This is a genomic window from Rhodococcus sp. NPDC058532, from assembly GCF_042719255.1.
Lineage (GTDB): Bacteria > Actinomycetota > Actinomycetes > Mycobacteriales > Mycobacteriaceae > Rhodococcus_G.
Genome location: NZ_JBHXNU010000012.1, coordinates 24,108 through 48,701 on the forward strand (window position 1 = coordinate 24,108; position 24,594 = coordinate 48,701).

At 69.5% G+C, this 24,594-nt stretch carries 24 protein-coding genes and 1 pseudogene; 18 read left to right on the forward strand and 7 right to left on the reverse strand.

Annotated features, from left to right (window positions below):
* Positions 1-104: 104 nt before the first annotated feature.
* From ACFWQG_RS15205 to ACFWQG_RS15225, 5 genes are all read left to right on the forward strand, one after another.
* Positions 105-1,565 carry an MFS transporter gene (locus ACFWQG_RS15205; protein ID WP_378508461.1) on the forward strand — a complete coding sequence of 487 codons (1,461 nt, stop codon included), beginning with the start codon at positions 105-107 and terminating at the stop codon, positions 1,563-1,565.
* A 102-nt stretch (positions 1,566-1,667) separates the two neighbouring features.
* Complete coding sequence (locus ACFWQG_RS15210; protein ID WP_378508462.1) at positions 1,668-2,102, forward strand: MarR family winged helix-turn-helix transcriptional regulator; 435 nt, start codon at positions 1,668-1,670, stop codon at positions 2,100-2,102.
* Between the two features lie 74 nt (positions 2,103-2,176).
* On the forward strand, positions 2,177-2,635 hold the full coding sequence (locus ACFWQG_RS15215) for a MarR family winged helix-turn-helix transcriptional regulator (RefSeq protein ID WP_378508463.1): 459 nt from the start codon (positions 2,177-2,179) through the stop codon (positions 2,633-2,635).
* A gap of 94 nt (positions 2,636-2,729) precedes the next feature.
* Positions 2,730-4,430, forward strand: coding sequence for an MDR family MFS transporter (locus ACFWQG_RS15220; RefSeq protein ID WP_378508464.1), 1,701 nt, complete (start codon positions 2,730-2,732; stop codon positions 4,428-4,430).
* Between the two features lie 81 nt (positions 4,431-4,511).
* Positions 4,512-5,108 carry a CHAP domain-containing protein gene (locus tag ACFWQG_RS15225; protein ID WP_378508465.1) on the forward strand — a complete coding sequence of 199 codons (597 nt, stop codon included), beginning with the start codon at positions 4,512-4,514 and terminating at the stop codon, positions 5,106-5,108.
* Positions 5,109-5,131: 23 nt separating this feature from the next.
* Here ACFWQG_RS15225 and ACFWQG_RS15230 read toward each other — a convergent pair whose 3' ends face one another.
* Entirely contained in the window at positions 5,132-5,968 is an 837-nt protein-coding gene (locus tag ACFWQG_RS15230; protein ID WP_378508466.1) for a siderophore-interacting protein, read from the reverse strand.
* Between the two features lie 418 nt (positions 5,969-6,386).
* Here ACFWQG_RS15230 and nrdH point away from each other — a divergent pair, with 418 nt between their 5' ends.
* The 5 genes from nrdH (at position 6,387) to ACFWQG_RS15255 (ending at position 10,894) form a co-directional block, all read left to right on the forward strand.
* Complete coding sequence (gene nrdH, locus ACFWQG_RS15235; RefSeq protein WP_378508467.1) at positions 6,387-6,620, forward strand: glutaredoxin-like protein NrdH; 234 nt, start codon at positions 6,387-6,389, stop codon at positions 6,618-6,620.
* Positions 6,621-6,661: 41 nt separating this feature from the next.
* Positions 6,662-7,120: a class Ib ribonucleoside-diphosphate reductase assembly flavoprotein NrdI gene (gene nrdI / locus ACFWQG_RS15240; RefSeq protein ID WP_378508468.1), complete on the forward strand. Its 459-nt coding sequence runs from the start codon at positions 6,662-6,664 to the stop codon at positions 7,118-7,120.
* Positions 7,078-9,264, forward strand: a complete 2,187-nt coding sequence (gene nrdE / locus ACFWQG_RS15245; protein ID WP_378508469.1) for a class 1b ribonucleoside-diphosphate reductase subunit alpha — start codon at positions 7,078-7,080, stop codon at positions 9,262-9,264. Before nrdI ends, nrdE begins: the two co-directional genes overlap by 43 nt.
* Before the next feature lie 49 nt (positions 9,265-9,313).
* Positions 9,314-10,276: a class 1b ribonucleoside-diphosphate reductase subunit beta gene (gene nrdF, locus ACFWQG_RS15250; RefSeq protein ID WP_378508588.1), complete on the forward strand. Its 963-nt coding sequence runs from the start codon at positions 9,314-9,316 to the stop codon at positions 10,274-10,276.
* 234 nt (positions 10,277-10,510) lie between these two features.
* Entirely contained in the window at positions 10,511-10,894 is a 384-nt protein-coding gene (locus ACFWQG_RS15255) for a VOC family protein (RefSeq protein WP_378508589.1), read from the forward strand.
* A gap of 56 nt (positions 10,895-10,950) precedes the next feature.
* On the opposite strand, the pseudogene ACFWQG_RS15260 reads toward ACFWQG_RS15255, so the two are convergent.
* Positions 10,951-11,109 (reverse strand): annotated as a pseudogene (locus ACFWQG_RS15260) (alpha/beta fold hydrolase); the annotation flags it as partial.
* 156 nt (positions 11,110-11,265) lie between these two features.
* Here ACFWQG_RS15260 and ACFWQG_RS15265 point away from each other — a divergent pair.
* On the forward strand, positions 11,266-11,766 hold the full coding sequence (locus ACFWQG_RS15265; RefSeq protein ID WP_378508590.1) for a hypothetical protein: 501 nt from the start codon (positions 11,266-11,268) through the stop codon (positions 11,764-11,766).
* Between the two features lie 21 nt (positions 11,767-11,787).
* Here ACFWQG_RS15265 and ACFWQG_RS15270 read toward each other — a convergent pair whose 3' ends face one another.
* Positions 11,788-12,684: an IclR family transcriptional regulator gene (locus ACFWQG_RS15270; protein WP_378508470.1), complete on the reverse strand. Its 897-nt coding sequence runs from the start codon at positions 12,682-12,684 to the stop codon at positions 11,788-11,790.
* A 220-nt stretch (positions 12,685-12,904) separates the two neighbouring features.
* Here ACFWQG_RS15270 and ACFWQG_RS15275 point away from each other — a divergent pair, with 220 nt between their 5' ends.
* The 4 genes from ACFWQG_RS15275 to ACFWQG_RS15290 all read left to right on the forward strand — a co-directional run bounded on the left by ACFWQG_RS15275 (position 12,905) and on the right by ACFWQG_RS15290 (position 16,204).
* On the forward strand, positions 12,905-13,774 hold the full coding sequence (locus ACFWQG_RS15275; RefSeq protein ID WP_378508471.1) for an LLM class F420-dependent oxidoreductase: 870 nt from the start codon (positions 12,905-12,907) through the stop codon (positions 13,772-13,774).
* A gap of 22 nt (positions 13,775-13,796) precedes the next feature.
* Positions 13,797-14,306: a nuclear transport factor 2 family protein gene (locus tag ACFWQG_RS15280; protein WP_378508472.1), complete on the forward strand. Its 510-nt coding sequence runs from the start codon at positions 13,797-13,799 to the stop codon at positions 14,304-14,306.
* A gap of 202 nt (positions 14,307-14,508) precedes the next feature.
* Positions 14,509-15,429, forward strand: a complete 921-nt coding sequence (locus tag ACFWQG_RS15285) for a 3-oxoacyl-ACP reductase (protein ID WP_378508473.1) — start codon at positions 14,509-14,511, stop codon at positions 15,427-15,429.
* 31 nt (positions 15,430-15,460) lie between these two features.
* On the forward strand, positions 15,461-16,204 hold the full coding sequence (locus ACFWQG_RS15290) for an SDR family NAD(P)-dependent oxidoreductase (RefSeq protein WP_378508474.1): 744 nt from the start codon (positions 15,461-15,463) through the stop codon (positions 16,202-16,204).
* A gap of 66 nt (positions 16,205-16,270) precedes the next feature.
* Here the strand turns inward: ACFWQG_RS15290 and ACFWQG_RS15295 are convergent, their stop codons facing one another.
* Positions 16,271-17,422 (reverse strand): alpha/beta fold hydrolase, encoded by a 1,152-nt coding sequence (locus ACFWQG_RS15295; protein WP_378508475.1) that lies wholly within the window; start codon positions 17,420-17,422, stop codon positions 16,271-16,273.
* Between the two features lie 97 nt (positions 17,423-17,519).
* Between ACFWQG_RS15295 and ACFWQG_RS15300 the strand changes: the two genes are divergently transcribed.
* A complete protein-coding gene (locus ACFWQG_RS15300; RefSeq protein WP_378508476.1) occupies positions 17,520-18,152 on the forward strand; it encodes a helix-turn-helix domain-containing protein in 633 nt (210 codons plus the stop codon).
* A gap of 5 nt (positions 18,153-18,157) precedes the next feature.
* Here ACFWQG_RS15300 and ACFWQG_RS15305 read toward each other — a convergent pair whose 3' ends face one another.
* A complete protein-coding gene (locus tag ACFWQG_RS15305) occupies positions 18,158-19,555 on the reverse strand; it encodes an FAD-binding oxidoreductase (RefSeq protein ID WP_378508477.1) in 1,398 nt (465 codons plus the stop codon).
* Positions 19,556-19,643: 88 nt separating this feature from the next.
* Here ACFWQG_RS15305 and ACFWQG_RS15310 point away from each other — a divergent pair, with 88 nt between their 5' ends.
* A complete protein-coding gene (locus ACFWQG_RS15310) occupies positions 19,644-21,530 on the forward strand; it encodes a GAF domain-containing protein (RefSeq protein WP_378508478.1) in 1,887 nt (628 codons plus the stop codon).
* On the opposite strand, the gene ACFWQG_RS15315 is transcribed toward ACFWQG_RS15310, so the two are convergent.
* Positions 21,436-22,908: an MFS transporter gene (locus tag ACFWQG_RS15315; protein ID WP_378508479.1), complete on the reverse strand. Its 1,473-nt coding sequence runs from the start codon at positions 22,906-22,908 to the stop codon at positions 21,436-21,438. The two genes, ACFWQG_RS15310 and ACFWQG_RS15315, sit on opposite strands and share 95 nt — an antisense overlap.
* A 198-nt stretch (positions 22,909-23,106) precedes the next feature.
* The gene (locus ACFWQG_RS15320; RefSeq protein WP_378508480.1) at positions 23,107-24,045 is read right to left on the reverse strand and encodes a DNA-3-methyladenine glycosylase family protein; all 939 of its coding nucleotides are present in this window, start codon (positions 24,043-24,045) and stop codon (positions 23,107-23,109) included.
* A 161-nt stretch (positions 24,046-24,206) separates the two neighbouring features.
* On the opposite strand from ACFWQG_RS15320, the gene ACFWQG_RS15325 reads away from it, so the two are divergent.
* Complete coding sequence (locus ACFWQG_RS15325) at positions 24,207-24,581, forward strand: WhiB family transcriptional regulator (protein ID WP_378508481.1); 375 nt, start codon at positions 24,207-24,209, stop codon at positions 24,579-24,581.
* Positions 24,582-24,594 lie beyond the last annotated feature (13 nt).

The following is a 24,594-nucleotide window of genomic DNA, read 5'->3' on the forward strand; positions in this document are numbered from 1 at the left end:
GGGCACCCGGGGACTCCTGTGCGAATGTGTGTCGCACAGCACCCGACGTCGAAGGAGTCGCCCGTGGCCCAGCTCCCCCTCCCCGGAGCCGATCGGCGTGCGCGATGACCACGACCCGGGTGGAGGAGCCGCCCCGGCAGGCGCCGACGCTGCTGCTGCCGGCGTTGTGCCTGATCGTGATGACCATTTCGGTGCTGCAGACCGTGGTCGTGCCGATCGTGGGCCGCATCGGAATCCAGTTGGGCGAGGATCGATCCGCGGTCGGCTGGGTGCTCACCGCGAACCTCCTCGCCGCGGCGGTCGCCACCCCGATCCTCGGCCGCCTCGCCGACCTGCGCGGCAAACGCCCGGTGCTGATCGGTGTGCTCGTCGCGGTGCTGTGCGGGTCCCTGATCGCGGCGGTGGCAGCGACGCTGCCGTGGTTGGTTCTCGGCCGGGTGCTGCAGGGCGCGTCGTTCGCGCTGTTCCCGATCGGCATCGCGGTGCTGCGCGACGAGCTGCCTACCGACCGACTGGTCGGCGGGATGGGCCTGCTGTCCGGCACTCTCGGCGTCGGCGGCGCCGCGGGGATGGTGGTTACCGGACTGCTCGTCCACGACGACAGCGACTATCGGCGGGTGTTCTGGCTCGCGTCCGCGGTCGGCGCCGTCGCACTGGCCGCGGCCGTGGTCGCGGTCCCGCCCCGGGCACGGGCTGCGGCGGGCACCCTCGACTGGACCGGCGCGGTGCTGCTCGCGGTGGGGTTGATCCTGGTCCTGCTCGCGCTGTCCGAGGGCGGCGACTGGGGCTGGCGGTCCCCGCCGACCGTCGGCTGCGCGGCGGCCGGAATCGCCGTCCTGGCAGGGTGGTTCGCGTTCGAGCGCCGCGCAGCTGAGCCGCTGGTGTCGCCGCGAATGCTGACCCACCGACCGGTGTTGGTCGCGAACATCACCGCGATGCTCGTCGGCGCCGCGATGTTCGTCGCGTTCCTCGCCTGCTCCGTTCTCGTCCAGACGCCGCCCGAGGCCGCCGGATACGGGTTCGGCGCAACGATCTTCGAGACCGGGGTGGTGTACCTGCTCCCCGGCGCCGTCGCCGGCGTCATCGCATCGACCGCCAGCGGTCGATTGCTGCACCGCTTCGGTGCCCGCGCGGTGATGATCACCTCCTGCGCCGTCGGGGTTGGTGGTTTCGTGCTGATTGCGGTGTCCCACGACCTGACCGTGTCGGTGATCGTCGCGATGGTCGCGGTGCAGGTCTTCATCAGCCTCGCCTATGCGGCGCTGCCCGCGATGCTGGTCGCGGAGGTGAGCCGGGCCGAGACCGGGGTCGCGAACAGCGTCAACTCGATCTGCCGCACGGTCGGCAGTTCACTCTCGAGCGCGCTGGTGTCGACCCTGCTCGCGACCCTGACCGTCGCCGGCACCGTCCTGCCGAGGGAGGGCGCGTTCGTGATCGCGTTCGGTGTCGGTGCTGGCGCGGCGGCACTCGCGTTGGTGCTCACCGTGGTCGCGTCCGGCCCGCTCGCACGGACGTCGACCCGGCGGGAGGGGGCCGAGGTGCGAGAGGGGTTGGCGACCGCGTAGTGACAGCGGTCGTGCACGATCGTGCATCGGGGCGGGACGTGAACGGAATCGCAACTCGGCGGCAAGCCGGGCGGGCGGTGGCATGGGAAGGAAGCGGCGCGCGTGGATCCGGATCCGATCGACGAACTCGAATCCGAGTTGGTGGACATGTGGCGGCGCGGCGGGGTCAGCGCCCGCGCGCGGGCCACCGCCGTCGACCCGAAGCTGGACGCGGCCTGCTATCCGCTGCTGATGCTGCTGACTCGCCGGGCCGACGCGGTCCCGATGGCAACGCTGATAGAGGTGCTCGGGGTGGGGAAGTCGACGCTGAGCAGGCAGGTGGACGCCGTGACCCGGCTCGGGCTTGCGCGCAGGATCTCGGACCCGTCCGATGCGCGGGCGCGCCTGGTCGAACTGACACCCGAGGGTCGGGTGCGGCTGGTGGCGCACCGGGACGAGCACATCGCGGTGTGGCGGCGGAAGCTGGCGAGGTGGGACCCGGACGACCTGCGGGCGCTGTCGGCGCTGTTGCGCAGGCTCGGCGACGAGGTGGGGTGAGCGCCACGCCACATTAGTTGCTGGATGCAATCAACTGGGTATATGGTTGCAACCATCAACTAATGGAGGGTGAGATGGTCAGTCCGGAATCCGCGTCGAATCTGATCGAGTCGCTGCGTTCTCTGGTCCGGCACGCGCGCGCGGTCGCGGCGCGGGGTACCCATCCCGGGATGCTGCCGCCACCCCTCGGCGCACTGCTCTCGCACATCGCCTGCGCGCAGGGGCATCGCCCGAGCGCGATGGCCGAGGACCTGCGGGTGACGCAGTCCGCGCTCAGCAGGCAGGTCGCGCACGCCGAGTCGCTCGGCTACGTCGTGCGCACCCCGGACCCGCTCGACGGCCGCGCCAGCCTGCTCTCGCTGTCGGAGGCGGGGACGGAGGCGCTCCGGGTGCATCGGGAGGTGCAGCTCGAGTGGGCGATGTCCGCGCTCGCCGACTGGACCGAGGACGAGGTGCAGGATCTCACCGCGCGCCTCGAACGATTGCTCGGCACGGCCGGGGCCAGGCCCCGTCAGGCATCCGCCACCCACTGACCTTGTCACCATCACCCCCGCGGCCGACGGTTCGTCGGCCGCTCGTCCATTCCGGCGCCCATCGCGTGCGGATCCAGTCCCCACAGGAGTGAGCATGAGTTCGTCGCAATCCCCGGACAGTCCGCCAGCCACCGGCGCCGACATCGACGGCATGACCCACAAACAGAAGGTCGAGGCCCTCGTCGGGCTGCTGCTCGGCATGTTCGTCGCGTTCCTCTCGTCGACGATCGTCTCCAACGCATTGCCCACAATCATCACCGAACTCAAGGGCACCCAGGACCAGTACACCTGGGTGGTCACCGCGACCCTCCTCGCGTCGACCGCGACCACGCCGATCTGGGGCAAGTTCGCCGACCTCGTCAGCAAGAAGCTCCTGGTCCAGCTGTCGCTGGTGGTGTTCACCCTCGGCTCCGTGCTCTCCGGCCTCGCGACCAGCGTCCCGATGCTGATCGGGTTCCGCGTCATCCAGGGCCTCGGCCTCGGCGGCCTGCAGGCGCTCGGCATGATCGTCATCGCCGCGATGTTCAGCCCCCGCGAACGCGGCCGCTACCAGGGACCGATGGCCGCGGTGATGTCCGTCGCCACCGTCGCGGGGCCGCTCCTCGGCGGCGTCATCGTCGACACCAGCTGGCTCGGCTGGCGCTGGTGCTTCTTCGTCGGCGCCCCGCTGGCCGTCATCGCCCTCGTCGTCATCGGCCGCACGCTGAACCTGCCCGTCGTCAAGCGGGACGTGAAGATCGACTACGTCGGCGCCACCCTGATCGCCGCCGGCGTGAGCGTGCTGCTGATCTGGGTGACCCTCGCGGGCAAGAACTTCGCGTGGGCCTCCGCCACCTCCTACGAGCTCGTCGCGGTCGGCGTGGTGCTGCTCGGCCTGGCGATCTTCGCCGAGACCCGGGCCAAGGACCCCGTCGTTCCGCTGCGCCTGTTCAAGGACCGGACGATGACCCTCGCCACCCTCGGCAGCATCGCCGTCGGTGTCGCGATGTTCGGTGGCGCGGTGTTCCTCGGCCAGTACTTCCAGATCGCGCGCGGCTACTCGCCGACCGCGGCGGGCCTGCTCACGCTGCCGATGGTGATCGGGTCGATGATCTCGGCAACCGTGTCCGGTCAGCTCATCACCAAGTACGGCAAGTGGAAGCGCTTCCTGATCGTCGGCGCGCTCGGCATGTCCGCGGGCTTCCTGCTGCTCGGCACCACCGACCACAGCACGAACATGGCGCTCGTCGGGGTGTACCTGTTCATCCTCGGTGCGGGCATGGGCATGACCATGCAGAACCTGGTGCTGCCGGTGCAGAACAACGTCGCACCGACCGACCTGGGGTCGGCGACCGCGACGGTGGCCTTCTTCCGGTCGCTCGGCGGCGCGGCGGGCGTGTCCGTGCTCGGTGCGGTGCTGTCCACCCACGTGGCCGACCTGATCACCAAGGGCCTGATCGCGGGCGGCGTCGACATGAGCCAGGCGGGCGGATCCGGCGCGGGCCTGTCCAACCTGAACGACCTGCCCGCACCGATCGCCGAGATCGTCCGCGCCGCCTACGGGGACGCCACCGCCCGAATCTTCCTGATCTCCGGCATCCTCGCGCTGCTGAGCCTGGTCGCGATCGCCTTCCTCAAGGAGGTCGCGCTCAAGACCCACAGCGGCATCGAGCAGCTGGCGGCCGAGCGGGCAGCGCAGGGCGCGGCCGACACCGTGTCGATCGGTGGCGCCGACCCCGAGCTGATCTCGGAGATCGACGAGCTCGAGGACCGGGCCGAGTACGACTCCGGACCCGGACGGAACGCCACGCGCTGACCGCGTCCCGGTGACAGTGTGGGATGCCTCCCGGATGCCGGGAGGCATCCCACACTGTTCCTCTCTGGCTAGGTTGGTCCCATGACGCCGACCCAGGCCCGTACCCGTCGCCGCGTGCTCGGGTGGACGGCCGCCGCCGTCACCGCGCTCGCCGTTCTCGTCGCGGGCGTGCTGTTGACGGTCCCGAGCCGCTACCTGCCCTGGGACACCACCGCGTTCCCCGACATCGACCGCGCCGCGCTGTCCGCGGAGCAGGCCCGGGTCGTCGACCTCCTCGCCGCCGAACACGACGCGCAGCGACCCGGCACCTTCTACGCCGAGGGGGTGACCGAACCGTGGTGCGCTGACTTCGTCAGCTGGATCATGCGGGAGGCCGGGATGCCGCTGTCGAACCCGAACTCCGGGCACTGGCGCATCCCCGGCGTCTACACGCTGCAGGAGTACTACGAGTCGCAGGGCCGGTTCGAGGCCGCCGAGGCTGGCTACCGTCCGGTGGTCGGCGACGTCGTGCTGTACGACAACACCAGCTGGGTGGGTCAGCACACGAACATCGTGGTCGCGGTGGACGGCGGCACCGCGACCACCGTCGGCGGCAACGAGATGGGCCGGATTCGCGTGCACCGCATCGACTGGGCGTCCGACTCCGCCGTCGTCGGGTTCGGACGGCTCGGCGCCTGAACCGGCTCGGCGCTGGGGTTCCGCTACAGGCCGGCCCGGTCGAGGGCGTCGTCGATCGCGTCCCGGACCTCCTCGAGGCTCCGCCCGGACGTCAGCTCGCGGGCGGTCAGCTCCTCCATCTGCGCCTCGACCTTGGCGTAGCGCGCCAGCCACCGCTCCCTGTCCGCCTGCCAGTAGCCCATCACGTGATACCGCTCCGGCGCCCAGCCGAGGGTTCGGCGCAGATACCCGCGGACCGTGCGGGAGGCGCCCGTCTCGCCCGCCGCCCACACATAGTCCGGCCGATGCGCGGCGACGAGGTCGGGCAGCGCCCCAGGCAGCGCGCTCGGGGTCGCCCCGTTACCGGTTCCGTGCAGCCACGTCATGCTCAGGTCCGCGGCACTGTCCCAGGTCTGCTCGTCGGCGGCGTCGGGGACCTCGGCGGCGACGTGCACCGCGACCCCGGCCGAAACGGACTCGACGATCCGGCCCGCGGCGGGCAGCGCCGACAGGTCCGCGAGGACGAGCAGTCGCCGGGCGGCCACCGGTGGGCGGTACCAGCCCTTGGGCCGGGACACCCGGACGGCGGCGCCGGGGACCGCGGTCCGCGCCCACTCGGCAGCGGGGCCGCCCGCGTGCACGGCGAAGTCGACATCGAGCATCCGGGCGCCGGGGTGCCACGCCCGGACGGTGTAGCTGCGATTGTGCCGGCGGTCATCGGCCGCGTCCTCGAAGTCGATCAGCACCCGCTCGTCGGGGTCGCCGCTCGAGGTGAACCCCGCGAGTTCGGGACCGGTGAACCGGAGTCGCCGCAGGCTGGGGGACAGGGTCGCCGCTGCGGCGACGCTGGCGCGGAATCGGGGTTCGTCGTCGGCGGGCACGCACCAACAGTAGGGGTGTTGCTGCGCGATGCCGCACACCCGCTGGTTGGCGGGGCGTGAACGAAGGAAAGTGTGATGGGCGACACGCCGGTGCGACCTGCGGCGCGTCGCCCTCGGCGTCGCGCGACCTGGGAATTTCACGATTGTGGTTCACAACATCTCGCGCTGTGTGGATATGTCGGCCACTAGGTGTAGTGTCTAGAACACCGAGAGGGCAGTGCCGGAACGGTCGAGAAACAGGGCCGACAAGGCTGAGAAACAGGGCCGACGGACTGCTCGGTAGGTGAGATCGACGTCACATGACAACGTCCCGATCCCGCCGTCGGTGGGCGTGTCCGACCGTGTTTCGCGAGGTGCCAGCACCACTGTTCGTCGTCCGTCACTGATCCGTTCGTAAGCCAAGGGGAAGAGGACTTACATGAGCATCACCGTCTACACCAAGCCGGCGTGCGTTCAGTGCAATGCGACCTACCGGGCGCTCGACAAGGCCGGCGTCGAGTACTCCGTCATCGACATCTCCGAGGACGCCGAGGCGCGTGACTACGTGATGGCTCTCGGGTACCTGCAGGCGCCCGTCGTGGTGGCCGGTGACGACCACTGGTCCGGTTTCCGCCCGGATCGCATCAAGTCCCTGACGGCCAGCGTCGCCTGAAGCGGCCCGTCACCCGAGCAGACCTACGGAGATGATCGGCCGTGACCTCGGTGGTCTATTTCTCCAGTGCATCGGAGAACACCCATCGCTTCGTGCAGAAGCTGGGAATCCCCGCAATCCGCATCCCGTTGCACGACCGCGACGGCACGTTCGAGGTCGATGAACCGTACGTCCTGATCCTGCCCACCTACGGTGGCGGGACGACGGTGACCGGCCGAGACACCAGTTACGTGCCGAAGCAGGTCATCAGATTCCTCAATAACACGCATAACCGTTCCCTCATTCGAGGGGTGATCGCAGCCGGTAATACGAACTTCGGCGAGTCGTATTGCTATGCCGGCAACGTGATTTCGCAGAAATGTCAGGTTCCGTACCTGTATCGCTTCGAACTCATGGGCACCGCCGACGACGTTGTGGCCGTCCGTGACGGTCTCGAGCATTTCATGGAGAGTGAACAGTGGCACCGACCATCACAGACGCAGCCCCGGCTGGGAGTGTAGAGCGCGCTACGGCACGACCCGATTCGTCCGCGGGGGAGCTCGACTACCACGCGCTGAACGCGATGCTGAACCTGTACGGCCCGAACGGCGAGATTCAGTTCGACAAGGACCGCGAGGCCGCGCACCAGTACTTCCTGCAGCACGTCAACCAGAACACCGTCTTCTTCCACAACCTGGACGAGAAGCTGGACTACCTGATCAAGGAGAACTATTACGAGCGTGAGGTTCTCGATCAGTACACCCGCAACTTCGTCAAGGATCTGATCGACCGCGCGTACGCGCACAAGTTCCGGTTCCCGACGTTCCTCGGGGCGTTCAAGTACTACACCTCGTACACGCTCAAGACGTTCGACGGCAAGCGCTACCTGGAGCGCTTCGAGGACCGGGTGTGCATGGTCGCGCTGACCCTCGCCGCGGGCGACGAGCGTCTCGCCGAGCAGCTCGTCGACGAGATCATCTCCGGCCGGTTCCAGCCGGCGACCCCGACGTTCCTCAACTCCGGCAAGAAGCAGCGCGGCGAGCCCGTCTCCTGCTTCCTGCTGCGCATCGAGGACAACATGGAGTCCATCGGTCGCGCGATCAACTCGGCGCTGCAGCTGTCCAAGCGCGGCGGTGGAGTTGCGTTGCTGCTCAGCAACGTTCGCGAGCACGGCGCCCCGATCAAGAAGATCGAGAACCAGAGCTCCGGCGTCATCCCGATCATGAAGCTGCTCGAGGACTCCTTCTCGTACGCGAACCAGCTCGGTGCCCGTCAGGGTGCGGGCGCGGTGTACCTGCACGCGCACCACCCCGACATCTACCGCTTCCTCGACACCAAGCGGGAGAACGCGGACGAGAAGATCCGGATCAAGACGCTGTCCCTCGGCGTCGTCATCCCGGACATCACGTTCGAGCTGGCGAAGAAGAACGAGGACATGTACCTCTTCTCGCCGTACGACGTCGAGCGCATCTACGGCAAGCCCTTCGCCGACATCAACGTCACCGAGAAGTACTACGAGATGGTCGACGACAAGCGGATTCGCAAGTCGAAGATCAAGGCGCGCGAGTTCTTCCAGACCGTCGCCGAGCTGCAGTTCGAGTCCGGCTACCCGTACATCATGTACGAGGACACCGTGAACCGCGCCAACCCGATCGCTGGCAAGGTCACCCACTCGAACCTGTGCTCGGAGATCCTGCAGGTCTCCACCCCGTCCGAGTACAACGACGACCTCACCTACAGCAAGGTCGGCAAGGACATCTCCTGCAACCTCGGGTCGCTGAACATCGCGAAGACGATGGACTCGCCGGACTTCGCGCAGACCATTGAGACCTCCATCCGCGCGCTGACCGCGGTCGCCGACCAGACGTCCATCGACTCGGTGCCGTCGATCCGGCGGGCGAACGACGAGGGCCACGCGATCGGGCTCGGGCAGATGAACCTGCACGGCTACCTCGCCCGCGAACGCGTCCACTACGGCTCGGCCGAGGGGATCGACTTCACCAACATCTACTTCTACACGGTGGTGTTCCACGCGATCCGGGCGTCGAACGAGATCGCGAAGGAGCGCGGCAGCTACTTCGCCGGCTTCCCGGAGTCGAAGTACGCCACGGGCGAGTACTTCGACACGTACACCGACCAGGTGTGGGAGCCGGCAACCGAGCGGGTCCGGCAGCTGTTCGCCGACGCGGGCGTGCACATCCCGACGCAGGACGACTGGCGTGAACTGAAGGCGTCCGTGCAGCAGCACGGCATCTACAACCAGAACCTGCAGGCCGTCCCGCCGACCGGGTCGATCTCCTACATCAACAACTCCACCAGCTCCATTCACCCGGTGGCGTCGAAGATCGAGATCCGCAAGGAAGGCAAGATCGGCCGCGTCTACTACCCGGCGCCCTACCTGACGAACGACAACCTGGAGTACTACCAGGACGCGTACGAGATCGGGTACGAGAAGATCATCGACACCTACGCCGCGGCCACCCAGCACGTGGACCAGGGCCTGTCGCTGACGCTGTTCTTCAAGGACACCGCCACCACCCGCGACATCAACAAGGCGCAGATCTACGCGTGGCGCAAGGGCATCAAGACGCTGTACTACATCCGCCTGCGGCAGATGGCCCTCGAGGGCACCGAGGTGGAGGGTTGCGTCAGTTGCATGCTATGAGTCTTGCTAACGACTTTTCGAATGGAGTGAGGGCATCGTGAGCCAGAAGATCAAGCTGATCGACCGGGTGTCGGCGATCAACTGGAACCGCGTCCCCGACGAGAAGGACGCGGAGGTGTGGGATCGTCTCACCGGCAACTTCTGGCTGCCCGAGAAGGTCCCGGTCTCCAACGACATCCCGTCCTGGAACACGCTGACCGCGCACGAGCAGCAGCTCACCATGCGGGTGTTCACGGGCCTGACGCTGCTCGACACGATCCAGGGCACCGTCGGCGCCGTCTCGCTGATCCCGGACGCGTTGACCCCGCACGAGGAGGCGGTGTACACCAACATCGCGTTCATGGAGTCGGTGCACGCCAAGAGCTACTCGAGCATCTTCTCGACGCTGTGCTCCACCCGCGACATCGACGACGCGTTCCGCTGGTCGGAGGAGAACCCGAACCTGCAGCGTAAGGCGGAGATCGTCCTCGAGTACTACACCGGGGACAGCCCGCTCAAGCGGAAGGTCGCCTCGACGCTGCTCGAGTCGTTCCTGTTCTACTCGGGCTTCTACCTGCCGATGTACTGGTCGTCGCGGGCCAAGCTCACCAACACCGCGGACCTGATCCGGCTGATCATCCGCGACGAGGCCGTGCACGGGTACTACATCGGCTACAAGTACCAGAAGGGACTTGAGCAGCTCACCCAGGCCGAGCGCGACGACCTGAAGAATTACACGTTCGAGCTGCTGTTCGAGCTGTACGACAACGAGGTCGAGTACACCCAGGACCTCTACGACGAGGTCGGGCTCACCGAGGACGTCAAGAAGTTCCTCCGCTACAACGCGAACAAGGCACTGATGAACCTCGGCTACGAGGGCCTGTTCCCGAAGGACGAGACCGACGTCAACCCGGCGATCCTGTCGGCGCTGTCCCCGAACGCGGACGAGAACCACGACTTCTTCTCCGGCTCCGGCTCCAGCTACGTCATCGGCAAGGCCGTCAACACCGAAGACGAGGACTGGGACTTCTAGCGCCCCCTCCCGCTGCCGCCCGACCGCGACCCCGCCCGACCCCCACCCCGTCCCTGACCGAATGTGGGATTCGATCACTTCACCTGACCGAATCCCACATTCGGTCAGGGGGCGGGGGCGGTCAGGGGGGTGGGGGGCGGTCAGGTGGCTGGTGTTGGCGCTCGGTGCTCTTCTAACGCGACCCGAACCGGTCTAGCGTCGAACGTGACATTCACCAAGCGTCAGGAGGCGGCGATGAGTGGTCGGGTGGTGCATTTCGAGGTCCCGTTCTCGGACGGCAACCGGGCACGAGCGTTCTACCGGGACGTGTTCGGCTGGGAGTACCACGAGATTCCGGAGTACAACTACACCGGTGTGGCCACCGGGCCGACGGCCGACACCGGAATGCCCGCCGAACCGGGTTACATCGGCGGCGGCATGTTTGAACGGGAGCCATCGTTCCCGCAGGGTCCGGTGATCACGATCGACGTCGCCAGCATCGACGACGCGCTGGCGAAGATCACCACCCTCGGTGGGGAGCCGGTGGGGGAGAAGACGGTGGTCGGCGAGATGGGGTTCGCCGCGTACTTCAAGGACCCCGAGGGGAACATCATGGGTCTGTGGGAGACGGCAGGCTAGCGGGGGAAACAAGGAAAACCCCCCGCCAGCCGAGCCACACGCCGCCCCCCACCCCCCCCCCCCCCGCCACGGTAGTTGCGCCACCCGGTGACGCCGGGGCCGGAGCCGTGCAGCAGCAGCAACGGCGGGCCGTCGCCTGCCTCGTGGTATCGGAGCACACCGAGGTCGGTGGCGACCTCCCGCTTGGTGCCCTCGTAGGTCAGTTCGCTCGTCATGCTCCCGACGGTGCCAGCTCCGACCGTCCGCCGGGGGGGATATTCCCGATCAGCGAGATGCCCGCCGCCGGTCCCTGCCTGCGCGGCGTCCCCCGGCGCCGCCCGCCGACCGGGACTACCATGACCGGCATCCCAAGGCACCGGATCGGAGTCGAGATGGCGAAGCTGCTCAAGTCCCTGGACGAAGACGAGTTCCTGCTCATCCGCGACACGAAGAAGACGCGGATGGCCGACCTCGACGAGGACGACCTGATCGCCTTGCACGGTCGAATCCGCAAGGCCCGCAACAAGTATGTGAAGCTTTACCGGCGTGCGGGCGCGGCGAAGGTGGTCGGGAAGGGGGCCCGCGGCGCCGGCAAGGACGCCAACACGCGCAACGCCCGCAAGGCCGAACTGTTCGAGGACGCCCTCGCCCGCGTCAGCCGCCGGTTGGCCGTCGTCGCCGAGCAGACGGCCCTCGAGCTGAAGCAGGAGCGGCTGGCGGCGGCGCGGACCGACGCGCCGTCCTTCGACGGTGCCGGCGCGGGCACCGGCAAGGTGCACACCGACGGCGCGATGCGCGTCGACCGGACCCGGGAGTCTCCCGGACGGAAGAAGTACGAGGCGTCGACGATCGCGGCCGGCGATCGCAGGCAGGCGGCGAGGGACAACCGCTGACCTCGCCCCTGCCGGTGGGTCCTAGATCCAGCCGCCTGCCCGGCCGCCGAGGACCCGGGTCCGCGCCTCCGGCGACCAGGTGTCGGTCGGGACCGGCGCGGCGGGCTGCACGGCGCGCCGCGTCGCTCCCAGCTCGGGGTACAGGGTGCGGCCGATCTCCCGTGCGGCGTCCACCACCAGCGGAGCCACCCGCTCGAGAGGGGCGGTGCGCACGTCCCCGCTGAGGGACAGCGACGCCACCGGCCCCTCCGGCCCGCGGATGGCGGCACCGACGCAGGCAACGCCGCGGGTCGACTCCTCCCGCTCGAACGCCAGGCCGCGCCGCTGCCGGATGCGGTTCAGTTCCAGGTGCAGGGTGCCGAGGGTGGTGATGGTGCTCGGGGTGGCCCGGACGAGCCGGTCGCCGCACACGGCGTCGACCCGCTCCGGGTCGAGCCACGCCAGGAATGCCTTGCCGGACGCGGTCGAGTGCGCGGGCAGCCGGCCGCCGACCCGGGACGGGATGGAGCTCGCCATCCGCCCCCCAACCTTGTCGAGGTAGACCATCTCGTTGCCGTCCAGGAACGACAGGTGGACGACCATTCCGGTCTGCATGTGCAGCTCGTGCAGCAGCGGTGCCGCCGCCTCACGGATCTCGGCGTGTCCCCCGTCGCCGCCGGTGCCCAGCGCCCGACGCCCGAGCCGGTACCCGAACGAGGCATGCTCGACCCAATTGAGCTTGACCAGCGAGTCCAGGATCCGGTGCACGGTGGAGCGGGGCAGCTGCGACCGGCAGGCGACCTCCTCGAGGGTGAGGCGGGCGGCGCGGCCGTCGAAGGCGTCGAGGATCAGCGTCATGCGTTCGACCATCGAGGGCGGAACCTCCCGGCCGCCCTCGCGGGGGGTCTTGCGGGCAGGCGCTTCGGTGGTGACCGTCATGACGACTCCTGAAGGTCCGGTGGGGTAGCGGCCCGTGCGACGGCCGCCCTCCCAAAACTGAAATCAATTCTTAAAACTGTAGCAAATCCGGTAGTGATCGGGAACACCTGCCGGAAACTACCCTGTCCCGCTCACCGAGAAGGTCCCCCGTCCCGGCGTGGCGGTGCGGTAGAAACCGGGCGCGGGTCCCGTATCCCCCGCGGACGGGAGCGAGAAGGCCATGCGAATCGGGATCGTCACCCCGGTGCTCATCCAGCACCCTGCCACCCGCGCGGACTGGGAGGTCGGCGCGGGCATCGACGACGTCGCCACCATCGCCGCGGCCGCGGACCGGCTCGGCTACCACCACGTCACATGCAGCGAACACGTCGCGGTCCCCACCGACATCGCCGCCGACCGGGGCGGCACCTACTGGGACCCGCTCGCCACCTTCGGCTACCTCGCCGCCACCACCACCCGGATCCGGCTGCTCACCCAGGTGCTCGTCCTCGGCTACCACCACCCGCTCGAGATCGCGAAGCGGTACGGCACCCTCGACCGGATCAGCGGCGGCCGCCTCACCCTCGGCCTCGGCGTCGGCAGCCTGCGCGAGGAGTTCGACCTGCTCGGGGCCGAGTTCACCGGTCGCGGCGCCCGCGCCGACGACGCGCTCCGGGCGCTGCGCGCTGCGCTGGGCCGGGCGACACCCGAGTACCACGGCGAGTTCTACGACTTCGCCGACCTGGTCGTCGAGCCGCACGCGACCCAGGATCGGGTGCCGCTGTGGATCGGCGGTCGCACCCCCCGCTCGCTGCGCAGGGCGATCGAACTCGGCGACGGCTGGGTGCCGTTCGGGCTGCGGCTCGACGACCTGACCACGATGCTCGCGAAGGCGCCCGTCCCGGAGGGGATGGAGATCGCCCTCGCCGCGGGCAGGGCCCTCGACCCGACCGGAAACGCCGAGGGAGCCATCCGCGCGCTGACCCGACTCCGCGACGCAGGCGCGACCGTCGCCGGGGTCACCCTCGACGCGTCCGGAGTCGACCACTACTGCGACCAGCTGGCCGCCCTGGCCGAGCTGGCTGTCCCCCTCGGTATCGAATTCGACTGAGACCCAACCGAAAGGACCCCAGATGACCGACACCGCCGAGCTCGTCGCCCGACTCGCCGACCGGGTGCAACTGCTCGAGGACCGCCTCGCGATCATGGACATCATCAGCGGTTACGGCCCGGCCGTGGACAGCGGTTCCGCCGAGACGGTCGCCGACATCTGGACCGAGGACGGGGTGTACGACGTCGACACCGGGTCGATGACCGGGCGCGGGGAGATCGAGGCGATGGTCCGATCGAAGAACCACCAGTCGTACATCCACGGCGGCTGCGCGCATCTGGTCGGGCCGCCGCACATCGTGCTCGACGGCGACACCGCGGTCGCGACCTGCCACTCCCAACTGGTGCTGCGGGACACCGAGAAGGGCGTCAACCGGGTCGCGCGGATCACCGCGAATCGCTGGGAGTTCGCCCGGGTCGACGGCGCATGGAAGGTCACCGTCCGCACCAACCGCCTGCTCGACGGCCGCGACGAGGCGCGCGAGATTCTCTCCGCAGGTGCGACCGGGGCACCGCTGAGCTTCTCGTCCTGACGCCCGTGGCTGGTGCGGTGGCGGACGTCCGCCTCCGCCTCCGCGCCGCCAACCCCGGGCACTCCCGAACACCGGGACGCGACACCGGGACCCGCCACCGACAGGTGGGACACAACCTTGCAGGGAACTAGAATGAATACTAGTTTCCGAACCCAGCGCCGCAGGATGAACCGCGGCAACCGAACACACGGGAGACAGTTCCATGGGTGAATCAGTCAGCTTGGCAGGCCGGACCGCGATCGTCACCGGCGCCGGCGCCGGGCTCGGTCGCGCCGAGGCCCTCGCACTCGCCGAGGCGGGCGCCGCCGTCGTCGTCAACGACATGGGCGATGCCGCGCACGCCGTCGCCGAGGAGATCCGCGCGGCGGGCGGCCAGGCCATCGGCGTCACCGGCGACGTCTCCGACTGGACGCTCGGTGGCCGGATGATCGACGAGGCCGTGAAGAACTTCGGCTCCTTCGACATCCTCGTGAACAACGCGGGCATCCTGCGCGACAAGATGGTCTTCAACCTGACCGAGTCGGACTGGGATGACGTCCTGCGCGTCCACCTCAAGGGCCACGCCGCCACCTCCGTCGCCGCCGCCCAGTACTGGCGGAACCTGAGCAAGGAGGCGGGCGCTCCCGTCTACGGCCGCATCGTCAACACCTCCTCGGAGGCGTTCCTGTTCGGCTCCGCCGGGCAGCCGAACTACTCGGCAGCCAAGGCGGGCATCACCGCGCTGACCCTGTCCACCTCGCAGGGCCTCGCCCGCTACGGCGTGACCGCCAACGCGATCTGCCCGCGCGCCAGGACCGCAATGACCGCCGAGGCGTTCGGCGAGGCCGACGCCACCGCGGGCCTCGACCCGCTCGCCCCCGAGCGGGTCGGCACCCTGGTCGCCTACCTGGCCTCCCCCGCCTCCAAGGAGATCACCGGCCAGGTGTTCGTGGTCTACGGCAAGATGGTCGCGCTGATGGCCGCACCGCAGGTCGAGAACCGTTTCGACGCCGCAGGTTCCGCGTTCACCGTCGACGAGCTCGACCAGCAGCTGTCGTCCTACTTCACCGGCCGCGGCCAGTACGAGACGTACGCTGCGTACGGGATCGCGGCGTTGGAGAAGGCCGCACTCGCCATCGACTGACACCGTTCATTCCGATCCGAAGGAGCACGGCATGAGGCTGGACAACAAGGTCGCCATCGTCACCGGCGGCGCAGGCGGAATCGGTCGCGGGATCGTCCGCGCGTTCGTCAAGGAGGGCGCCAAGGTCCTGTTCGTCGACATCAACGACGACGCGGGGCAGGCCCTCGAGGCGGAGCTCGCCGGGGCGGGCCGGTTCCTGAACGTCGACATCTCCAAGCAGGAGAACGCGGCCGCAATCGTCGCCGCCGCGGTCGACGCGTTCGGCAGGGTCGACGTCCTGGTCAACAACGCGCATGCGTCCCGGCAGGCGCCGCTGATCGACACAACCCAGGAGATGCTGGACCTGTCGTTCGGGACCGGTTTCTACCCGACGTTCTGGCTGATGCAGGCCGCGTACCCGCAGCTGAAGGCGACTCAGGGGTCGGTGATCAACTTCGCCTCGGGCGCGGGCATCGACGGCAACGTGACGCAGGGGTCCTACGCCGCGGCGAAGGAGGCGATCCGCGCGATCAGTCGGGTCGCCGCCAACGAGTGGGGTCCCGACAACATCAACATCAACCTCATCTCGCCGCTCGCGCTGACCGAGGGGGTCGCCGCATACATCAAGGCGAATCCCGAGGTCGAGGACGTGATGCTCGCGAAGACCCCGCTGCACCGGTTCGGCGACCCCGAGTCCGACATCGGCCGGGTCGCAGTGTTCCTCGCCAGCGACGACGCCAGCTATATGACCGGCCAGACCCTGATGGTCGACGGCGGCGCCATCAAGCTGCGGTAGGCACTTCGTGCCTGTGAGTCCTTTTGGCCCCCACGTGGGCCAAAAGGACTCACAGGCGAAGCCGGGTCAGCAGCTCGGCTGGACCTCGTCACCGGCGAGGACCGATGCGGCGAAGGCGGCGGCGTCGTCGAAGGACGCAATCATCACGCCGCGGTGGTCGGCGCCCTCATAGTCCCGGTACACCACCGGGGATCCCTTGCCGCACAGCGTCTTCACCAGCGCATCGGTCTGCGGCTTCGCGACGACGGTGTCGCCGGTGCCCTGCTGCACCAGCACCGGAACGGCCGGGGTCGCGTTCTCCGGTTCCTGCTTGCGCAGGTACTCGGTCCACGGGCCGAGGTCGGCGTCGGGGCGGATCACCGAGTTGACCTGGATGTCACCGATCGCGGCACGGATGTCGGCGATGCAGCCGGTGCGGCCCGCCTTCATCAGCGGATCCGCGGCGGGCGTGACGATCTCCTCCGGCACGACCGCCGGGTCCGCGGCCGCCGCGCCGAGCAGGGTGATCGGCAGGAAGCTCAGCACCGGCTGCACCGCCTGGCTGCCGCCCTTGATGTACTCCGGGGTCTGGCTCAGGCCGCTGCCCGGGGCGAGCGAGATCGCCCCGACCAGGTCGAGGCCCTCGTCCCGCGTGACGCCCAGGTCGGACGCGCTGATCGCGGCGGCTCCGCCCTGGCTGTGCCCGACCGCGATCCACTTCGTCCCGACCGAGTCGTCCAGGCGGCGGGCGGCGGTGACGATGTCCGTCATCGCGTTCACCTCGGACTGCGCGTTGAGGTACGTGTGGTCGCCGGGGGTGCCCATGCCCTCGTAGTCGGTGCGGACCACCGCGTAGCCCTGCTGCAGCCACTTGTCGAGGGGGGCGATGGTGCGTTCGAGGTAGTCATGCGACGCACCGTCGGCGGTGTCCCCCGACGGGGCGCAGGTGTCGGCGATGCCGGTGGTGCCGTGCGCCCAGCTGATCACCGGCCAGCCGCCCTCGGGCGCGGTCCCCTTCGGGATCGCCACGGTGCCGGACACCACGATCGGCTGGCCGTTGCCGTTCACCGACGAGTAGGTGATCAGCTCGTTGCGTGCGGCGCTCGGCAGCACCGCGGCATTGGTCAGCGCGGCGCTGGACAGCACGTCGCCGGGCTGCGGGGCGGACGCGGCGGAATCGTCGCCGTTCGAGGAACAGCCGGTCAGGGCGACGGCGGCGACCGCGAGTCCCCCTATCATTCGAACGGGAACTGCGGAACGTGCCTGACGCATGGGTGCCTCCGAACGGGGTACGAGGACGAGCCTCGGAAAGAGTTAAGAAGGGTTTCTTATTACCGTGACGCGCGCCACACTGTCAATACCCCGTCTCACTCTCGTCCACGCGGCCGAACGACTGGTCGCCGAACGCGGGCTGCACGGCGTCCGCGCGAGCGAGGTCGTCAAGGCCGCCGGCCACAAGAACAACTCGGCGATCACCTACCACTTCGGGTCGTGGGAGAACCTGCTCGTCGCCGTCTGGGACCTGCACACCGTTCCGGTCAATGCCGCGCGGGCGGCGCTGATCGCGACGGCCCGAGCCGAGCACGACTACACCCGCGCCGCGATGGTTCGCGCCTACGTTCTGCCCCTGGTCACCGAGGTGCGGCGCAATCGACCAAGCCACTGGGCACGGTTCAATGAGCAGTGGCTCGCGACGCTGCCGCTCGACATCTTCGACCTCGATGCCGCGGCGACCGCGCAGCAGCCGCGCACCGAGTCGGTCACCGTGGTCCACGATCTGTTCACCGACATCGCGGGCACGCTGACCCACCTCGACCCCCCGGCCCGGTCCCGGAGGGTGGCATTGATGGCGCGGTTCGTCATCGCCGCCCTCGCCGCCTGGGAACGCGGGGGCGAGCACCCGCAGCCCCTCGACGACCTCGAACGCGAACTGCTCAGCACCGGCCTGGCCCTGCTGCAGGCACCGTAGGTGTCCTAAAACACCTTGCCCGGGTTCATGATTCCGTGCGGATCCAGGGCTCGTTTGACGACCCGATGCATGTCCATCACGGCCGGGTCGAGTTCCTGCGCGAGGCCATCCATCTTCAGCAGGCCGATCCCGTGCTCACCGGTGACGGTTCCTCCGAATTCAATTGCTGCGTCAATGATCTCGGTGAACGCCGCCTGGGCGCGAATCCGGGCGTCGTCATCGTCGCGGGGGGCGATGAGCAGCGGATGCAGGTTGCCGTCACCGGCGTGCGCGATGGATGCGATCGTCGTCGCGTGCCGCTGCCCGATCTGCTCGATGCGCTCGAGCATCTCCGGGACAACGGCTTTCGGGACGCAGATGTCCTCGGTGAGCACCGGACCGAGCCGTTCCATCGCCGGGTAGGCGAGCCTGCGGGCCAGGAACAGCGCGTCGGCCTCCTGCTGGTTCGTGGACTGGGCGCTCCAGGTCGCCCCCGAGCGGTCGAAGCAGGCCAGCATCCGCTCGGCCTCCGCGTCGCCGACCGAGCCGGGCGTGTCGATCCGCCCGAGCAGCAGCACGTTCGCATCGGCGGACAGGCCCATGTTCTTCCAGGCGTCGACGGCGACCAGGCACTGCCGGTCGATCAGCTCCAGCGCCGACGGGGTCAGGCCGTCCTCGGCGACCGCCCGCACGGCCCGTCCCGCGTCGACCGTCGAGTCGAAGTAGCCGACGATCGTCCGCTGCGGTTCCTGCAGGGGACGCAGCTTGACGGTGATCTCGGTGATGACACCGAGGGTGCCCTCGGACCCGACCATCAGCCCGGCCAGGTCGTAGCCCGCAACCCCCTTGGCGGTGCGCCTGCCCAGCCGGACCAGCTCACCGGTGCCGGTGACGACCTGCATGCCGAGCACGTAGTCGCGGGTGACCCCGTACTTGACGCAGCACAGCCCGCCCGCGTTGGTGGCCACGTTGCCGCCGATCGTCGACCAGGCGGCGCTTGACGGGTCCGGCGGGTACCAGAGCCCTTCCTTCGCGCACGCGGCCCGCAGGTCGTCGTTGACGACGCCCGGCTCGACCACGGCGAGCCGTTCGAGCGGGTTGATCTCCTTGACCGCGTTCATCTTGTCGAACGAGACGATCACGCCGCCGTCGATCGCGTTGGCGCCGCCGGACAGTCCGGTGCCCGCGCCGCGTGAGACGACGGGGACGCCGCGGGCGAGGCACGTCCGGACCACGATCTGCACCTCCTCGGCGGTGCGCGGCCGGACCACGAGCAGCGGGGTGCCGTAGGGGGCCCACTCCGCCTCGTCGTGCAGGTAGGGCTCGATCACGTCGGGGTCGGTGACCACCCGGTCGGCGGGGATCGCGCGCGTCAACTCGTCCGCGAGTTCGATGAGGCGGGTCGAGGTGGCGTCGACAGTCATGGTCTCGACGCTAGTCGTCCGGGCCCGCCCGATCGATGGACCGATTCTCCGTGGCCGACCGGAGATGGTGGATGATGTCTCCATACCGATGGCTCCCACCAACGCCGAGGAGGAACCGATGCGGGACGGCTGGCTGCACCTGCTCCTCGGCGACGCCACCGCGGACGACCTGATCGCGCACCGGGACCGGCTGCTCGCGGCGGGCGACGCCGACACCACCGCGATCGAGCGGGACACCCAGGCCGCGGTCCGCCTGCACCTGCTGCTCGAGCAGCGCAGGCAGCGCGCGACCGAACTCGCCGCCCTCAACGACATCGCCGCGCAGCTCACCACCCTCCACGATCCGTCGGCACTGCTCCCCGAGATCGCGGCGCAGGCGCGCCGCCTGCTCGGGGTCGACCTCGTCTACATCGGTCTGGTCCGCGGCGACAACCTGGTGATCGAGGTGGCGAGCGGCGCATACACCTCGCACCTGCTCGGGCTGACGCTGTCGCCGACCGAGGGCCTGATGGGTCGGGTGATGATGCGGGACGCCCCGGCCTGGACCCCCGACTACCGCGAAGATCCGAGCTTCCCGCACACCGGGCCCGCCGACGTCGCGGCCCGCGCCGAGAACATGCGCGGCCTGCTCGCCGTTCCGTTGCGGCACGGCGGCCGGATCCTCGGCGCCGTGTGCGCTGCCAAGCGTCAGGAACGGTCGTTCGGCGACGACGAGGTGGCGTTGTTGGCCGCGCTCGCGGCGCACGCCGCCGTTGCCATCGACAACGCCCGCACCCTGCTCCGTTCGCGAGCGACGGTGACGCAGCTCGAGGCCGCGAACGCCGAATTGGCGCGCCGGACGGACCAGCTGGAACGGACGCTGCGCTGGGATCGGGCGCTCACCCAGGTGGTGCTCCGGGGCGGTGGGGTCCGGGACCTGGTCGCGGAGGTGTCGGCGTCGGCGGGCTGGCCTGCGTACTTCGCGCCGGCGCCGGACGAGCCGCCCGCGACCCTGGACGCGGGCGCGGTCCGGGCGGTGTTCGACGCCCTCGACTCCGGCGCCGGGGAGCATGCGAGCACCCCGGTCGGCGACGGGCGAACGCTGGTCGGTCGCGGGGTGCGCGCCGCAGGCGACCGGCTCGGGGTGCTGCTGCTGCTGACCACGGGCGCCCCCGACGAGCCGCTGCTGCTGATCCTGGAGCGGGCGGCGCCGGTGATCGCGCTGGCGTTGGTCGGCGAGCGGGCTGCGCTCGAGGCGAGCCGCCGGGCACGGGACGCCCTGCTCGTCGACCTGATCACCCGGCCCGCGCCCGCCCCCGCCGAGGCCGAGCAGCAGCTCCGCCTCGCCGGGATCAGCCCGGACCGCCCGTACACGGTTGCGGTTGCCCGCCCGGACTCGGACGTCCCCCGGACCAGGGCCGCGATCGAGCAGATGCGGTTGCCATCGGGCACCGTCGTCGCCGAGCACGGGTCCCGGGTGATCGCGGTGGTTCCCGGTCTGGACCCGGATGCGCTGATCGCGCGGTGGGCGCAGCCCGACACCGCGCCGACGGTCGGCGTCTCCGATCCGGCGCGTGGCGGGCAGGCCCTCGCCCGGGCGTACACGCAGGCGCAGCAGACGGTGGACGTGCTGGAGACGTTGGGGCGGCACTCCCGGATCGCGGCGTCGTCCCGGCTGGGGGTCTACCGGATCCTGCTCAGCCGCACCGGCCGCGAGGAGCTGGCCGCGATCACCGAGCAGATGCTGGGGCCGCTGCTGCGGGAGGAGCGGCAGCGTGGGGTGCCGCTACTGGACACCCTCGCCTCCTACCTGGACCACAACCGCAGGCACGCGGCGACCGCGGCGGACCTCGCGATCCACGCCAACACCCTCTACCAGCGGCTGGAGTCCATCGACCGGCTCATCGGGAAGAAGTGGCGGGATCCGGATCGAGCGCTGGATCTGCAGTTGCTGCTCCGGCTGCGCTCCGGTGCGCTCCGGCTGGACGACGGCTGAGCCGTCCGGTGTCATGACGGCTGAGCCGTCCGGTGTCATGACGGCTGAGCCGTCCGGTGTCACGACGGCTGAGCGCGACGACCAGGACCGCGGCGAGCAGCAGCACCGCGCCGACCACCCACAGGCCTGCCTTGGCGCTGCCGGTCAGGTCGGTCAGCCACCCGGTGACGTAGGGGGCGCCGAACCCGGACAGGTTGCCGATCGAGTTGATCATCGCGATGCCCGCCGCGGCGGCGACCCCGGATAGGAAGGTCGTCGGCAGGTACCAGAAGACGGGGATCGCGCACAGCACACCGATCGCGGTCAGCGACACGACCGCCATCACCGCGAACGGCGAGTTCAGGTACAGCGCAACGGGAATGGACACCGCGGCAAGCAGCGATGGCGCGGCGACGTGCCAGATGCGTTCCCCGGTGCGGTCGGAGTGCCTGCTCCAGAACACCATCGCGATGCCACCGATCACGAACGGCACGGCGACGATCAGCCCGGTCTCGAACACCGTGAAGTCGGTGTTGAACGTCTCCTTGAATCCGGCGACGATCGTCGGCAGGAAGAAGCTCAACGCGTAGAGGCCGTAGGTGACGCCGAAGTAGACGACGCCGAGCGCGATGACCCGCGGGTTGCGCAGCGTCTGCCACACCGGGGTGGTGTGCTCGTCCGCGGCGGACGCCTTCTCGGCGTCCATGGTGCGCACCAACCAGTTCCGTTCGTCGGCGTCGAGCCACGTCGCCTGATGCGGCTTGTCGGTGAGGTAGAACCAGGTCACGACCGCAAGCAGGACCGCGGGCAGGCCCTCGACGAGGTACATCAACCGCCAGCCGGACAGCCCGAACAACCCGTCGCCCCATTGCATGATCGCGGTCGAGAGCGGGGCACCGATCGCCGACGACGCGGGCAGGGTGAGCAGGAAGATGCCCATCAGCCGCACCCGGTACTTCGCGGGGAACCAGAACGTCAGGTACAGCAGGACGCCGGGGAAGAAGCCCGCCTCGGCGACGCCGAGCAGGATCCGCACGATGTACAGCGAGGTGACGTTCGGCACGAAGGCCATCGCGGCGGCGAGGATGCCCCAGGTGAACATGATCCTGGCGATCCACATCCGGGCGCCGAATTTGTGCAGCGCCAGGTTCGACGGCACCTCGAAGATCAGGTAGCCGACGAAGAACAGTCCCGACGCCAGACCGAACATCGTCGCGGTCATCCCGAGTTCGTCGCTCATCGTGAGTTTCGCGAACCCGATGTTGGTGCGGTCCAGGTAGTTGACGAAGTACAGGATCGCGAGGAACGGGATCAGGCGGCGCGCGACCTTGCCGACGACGCGCCGTTCGAGGGCGGCGTCGTCACGGTCGGCGCCCGTCGGCGCGGCTGCGGTCGGCATGGGTGGAGCTCCTGGTGAACGCGACGGGGAATCGGACATCACCCGTGACCGTGGGAAACCCTACGAAGCCGCTGGTGCGCCCACCACGGAGAAACCCTCCACCGTGCGCCACGGCCGATGGAGCGATTCTCCATGTGATGATCCGACAGCGCAGCTCCTCCCGAATCTGGTGCTCATCAGGCCGCCGATGCGCCCGAATCAGCGATCACGATGATCAGTCACCGGGGTGCGGGGCCCGAACTTCGGCTTGACGGCCTGGCCGCTCACCTCCAGCAGCCGGATCACCCGATACCGGTGCGGCCGCAGCGGCTCAAGGTAGGCGACCATGCCGGGGTCGTCGAGGGGCCGCCCGAGCAGCGACCAGCCGACGACGGCGGCGAGGTGGAAGTCGCCGACCGACAGCGCATCGGCGTCACCGAGCGCCCGCTGCGCGACCTCGGCGGCCGTCCACGGCCCGATCCCCGGCACCACCCGCAGTCGGGCCTCGGCATCACCCGGGTTCATCCCCACCGCCTGCTCGAGCCGGTCTGCGACCGCGGCGGCGGTCACGATGGCGCGGGACCGCTTCGGGTCGACACCGGCGCGGTGGTACTCCCACGACGGGATGCGGCGCCACACCGGCGCGGGCGGCGGCACCCGCATCCCCGCAGGGACGGGACCGGGTGCGACGCCACCGTGCGCGGCGACGAGCCTGCGCCACGACGCGTGGGCAGCGATGCCGTGCACCTTCTGCTCGAGGATCGCGGGCACCAGCGCCTCGAATACCCGTCCGGTGCGGGGGATCCGCAGCCCAGGAAGGCGGCGATGCGCCTCGATCAACTTGGGATGCTCCGGCGCGAAATCGGTTGCCGCGCCGCACTCACCGAGCAGGTCGGGCAGGCTGTCGACAAACTCGACGGCGCCCTCGCCCCACGCCCGGCAGTGCACCGAGGTCGCATCCTGCTGCACGAGCCGGTAGCTGACCGGCCCCGTCGGCATCAGCGACGTCCGCCACAGCGCACCGTCCGCGGTGACCCGATGGCAGGGGTCGGCGCGCCCCCGCCCCAGCGTCGACAGCGACGCGGCGAGGAGCAGCGGGCGGTCACTTCGGTGGACGGTCTCCACCGACGCGCCCCACCCGGAGGCGGCAACGGACATGACTCCACGATAGGCACGTCCTCGGCCGTGACCGGCCACACAGTGGCGGACGTCATGCAACGCCCTGTCCGGCCCGGGACGTTCGGCCCTGTCGCGGCCGGGGTCCGGTGCCGAAGGCTGACCACCGGACCCGCGATCGACGCGGGGAGCGGGAGGACGAGATGAGCACCGTGATGGACGGATCGACCTACGACAGCTGGTACCTCGACCCCGACCGGCACTGCGCGCAGACCCCGCAGGAGTGGTGGTTCCCGCCGGTGCGGGCGTCGAAGGAGACGACGGCGCGGGTCGCCGCACTGTGCGTGGACTGCCCGGTCCGCGGACAGTGCGCGGACGACGCCCGCGCGTGCGACGACCGGCACGGCATCCGGGCCGGGGTCGACCTGGGGCACGTCGCCGGACCCGACCGGCTGGCGGTACTGACCCGGATCGCGCTCTCCCGCAGGCCCGGCGCCGAGCCGATCGCGGTCGGCCGCGAGGGATACCGCACCGCGCCCGCCCGCCTCATCCATATGACGAAAGTCTCAGGGAAGTAGGCAGATTCGCGAT

Excerpts from the sequence above, each read along its gene's own strand:
- ACFWQG_RS15205 (WP_378508461.1), top strand. The coding sequence starts at position 105 with ATGACCACGACCCGGGTGGAGGAGCCGCCCCGGCAGGCGCCGACGCTG.
- ACFWQG_RS15215 (WP_378508463.1), top strand. The coding sequence starts at position 2,177 with ATGGTCAGTCCGGAATCCGCGTCGAATCTGATCGAGTCGCTGCGTTCT.
- ACFWQG_RS15220 (WP_378508464.1), top strand. The coding sequence starts at position 2,730 with ATGAGTTCGTCGCAATCCCCGGACAGTCCGCCAGCCACCGGCGCCGAC.
- ACFWQG_RS15225 (WP_378508465.1), top strand. The coding sequence starts at position 4,512 with ATGACGCCGACCCAGGCCCGTACCCGTCGCCGCGTGCTCGGGTGGACG.
- nrdH (WP_378508467.1), top strand. The coding sequence starts at position 6,387 with ATGAGCATCACCGTCTACACCAAGCCGGCGTGCGTTCAGTGCAATGCG.
- ACFWQG_RS15255 (WP_378508589.1), top strand. The coding sequence starts at position 10,511 with ATGAGTGGTCGGGTGGTGCATTTCGAGGTCCCGTTCTCGGACGGCAAC.
- ACFWQG_RS15265 (WP_378508590.1), top strand. The coding sequence starts at position 11,266 with ATGGCGAAGCTGCTCAAGTCCCTGGACGAAGACGAGTTCCTGCTCATC.
- ACFWQG_RS15270 (WP_378508470.1), bottom strand. The coding sequence starts at position 12,684 with ATGACGGTCACCACCGAAGCGCCTGCCCGCAAGACCCCCCGCGAGGGC.
- ACFWQG_RS15275 (WP_378508471.1), top strand. The coding sequence starts at position 12,905 with ATGCGAATCGGGATCGTCACCCCGGTGCTCATCCAGCACCCTGCCACC.
- ACFWQG_RS15280 (WP_378508472.1), top strand. The coding sequence starts at position 13,797 with ATGACCGACACCGCCGAGCTCGTCGCCCGACTCGCCGACCGGGTGCAA.
- ACFWQG_RS15285 (WP_378508473.1), top strand. The coding sequence starts at position 14,509 with ATGGGTGAATCAGTCAGCTTGGCAGGCCGGACCGCGATCGTCACCGGC.
- ACFWQG_RS15290 (WP_378508474.1), top strand. The coding sequence starts at position 15,461 with ATGAGGCTGGACAACAAGGTCGCCATCGTCACCGGCGGCGCAGGCGGA.
- ACFWQG_RS15295 (WP_378508475.1), bottom strand. The coding sequence starts at position 17,422 with ATGATAGGGGGACTCGCGGTCGCCGCCGTCGCCCTGACCGGCTGTTCC.
- ACFWQG_RS15305 (WP_378508477.1), bottom strand. The coding sequence starts at position 19,555 with ATGACTGTCGACGCCACCTCGACCCGCCTCATCGAACTCGCGGACGAG.
- ACFWQG_RS15310 (WP_378508478.1), top strand. The coding sequence starts at position 19,644 with ATGGCTCCCACCAACGCCGAGGAGGAACCGATGCGGGACGGCTGGCTG.
- ACFWQG_RS15315 (WP_378508479.1), bottom strand. The coding sequence starts at position 22,908 with ATGCCGACCGCAGCCGCGCCGACGGGCGCCGACCGTGACGACGCCGCC.
- ACFWQG_RS15320 (WP_378508480.1), bottom strand. The coding sequence starts at position 24,045 with ATGTCCGTTGCCGCCTCCGGGTGGGGCGCGTCGGTGGAGACCGTCCAC.
- ACFWQG_RS15325 (WP_378508481.1), top strand. The coding sequence starts at position 24,207 with ATGAGCACCGTGATGGACGGATCGACCTACGACAGCTGGTACCTCGAC.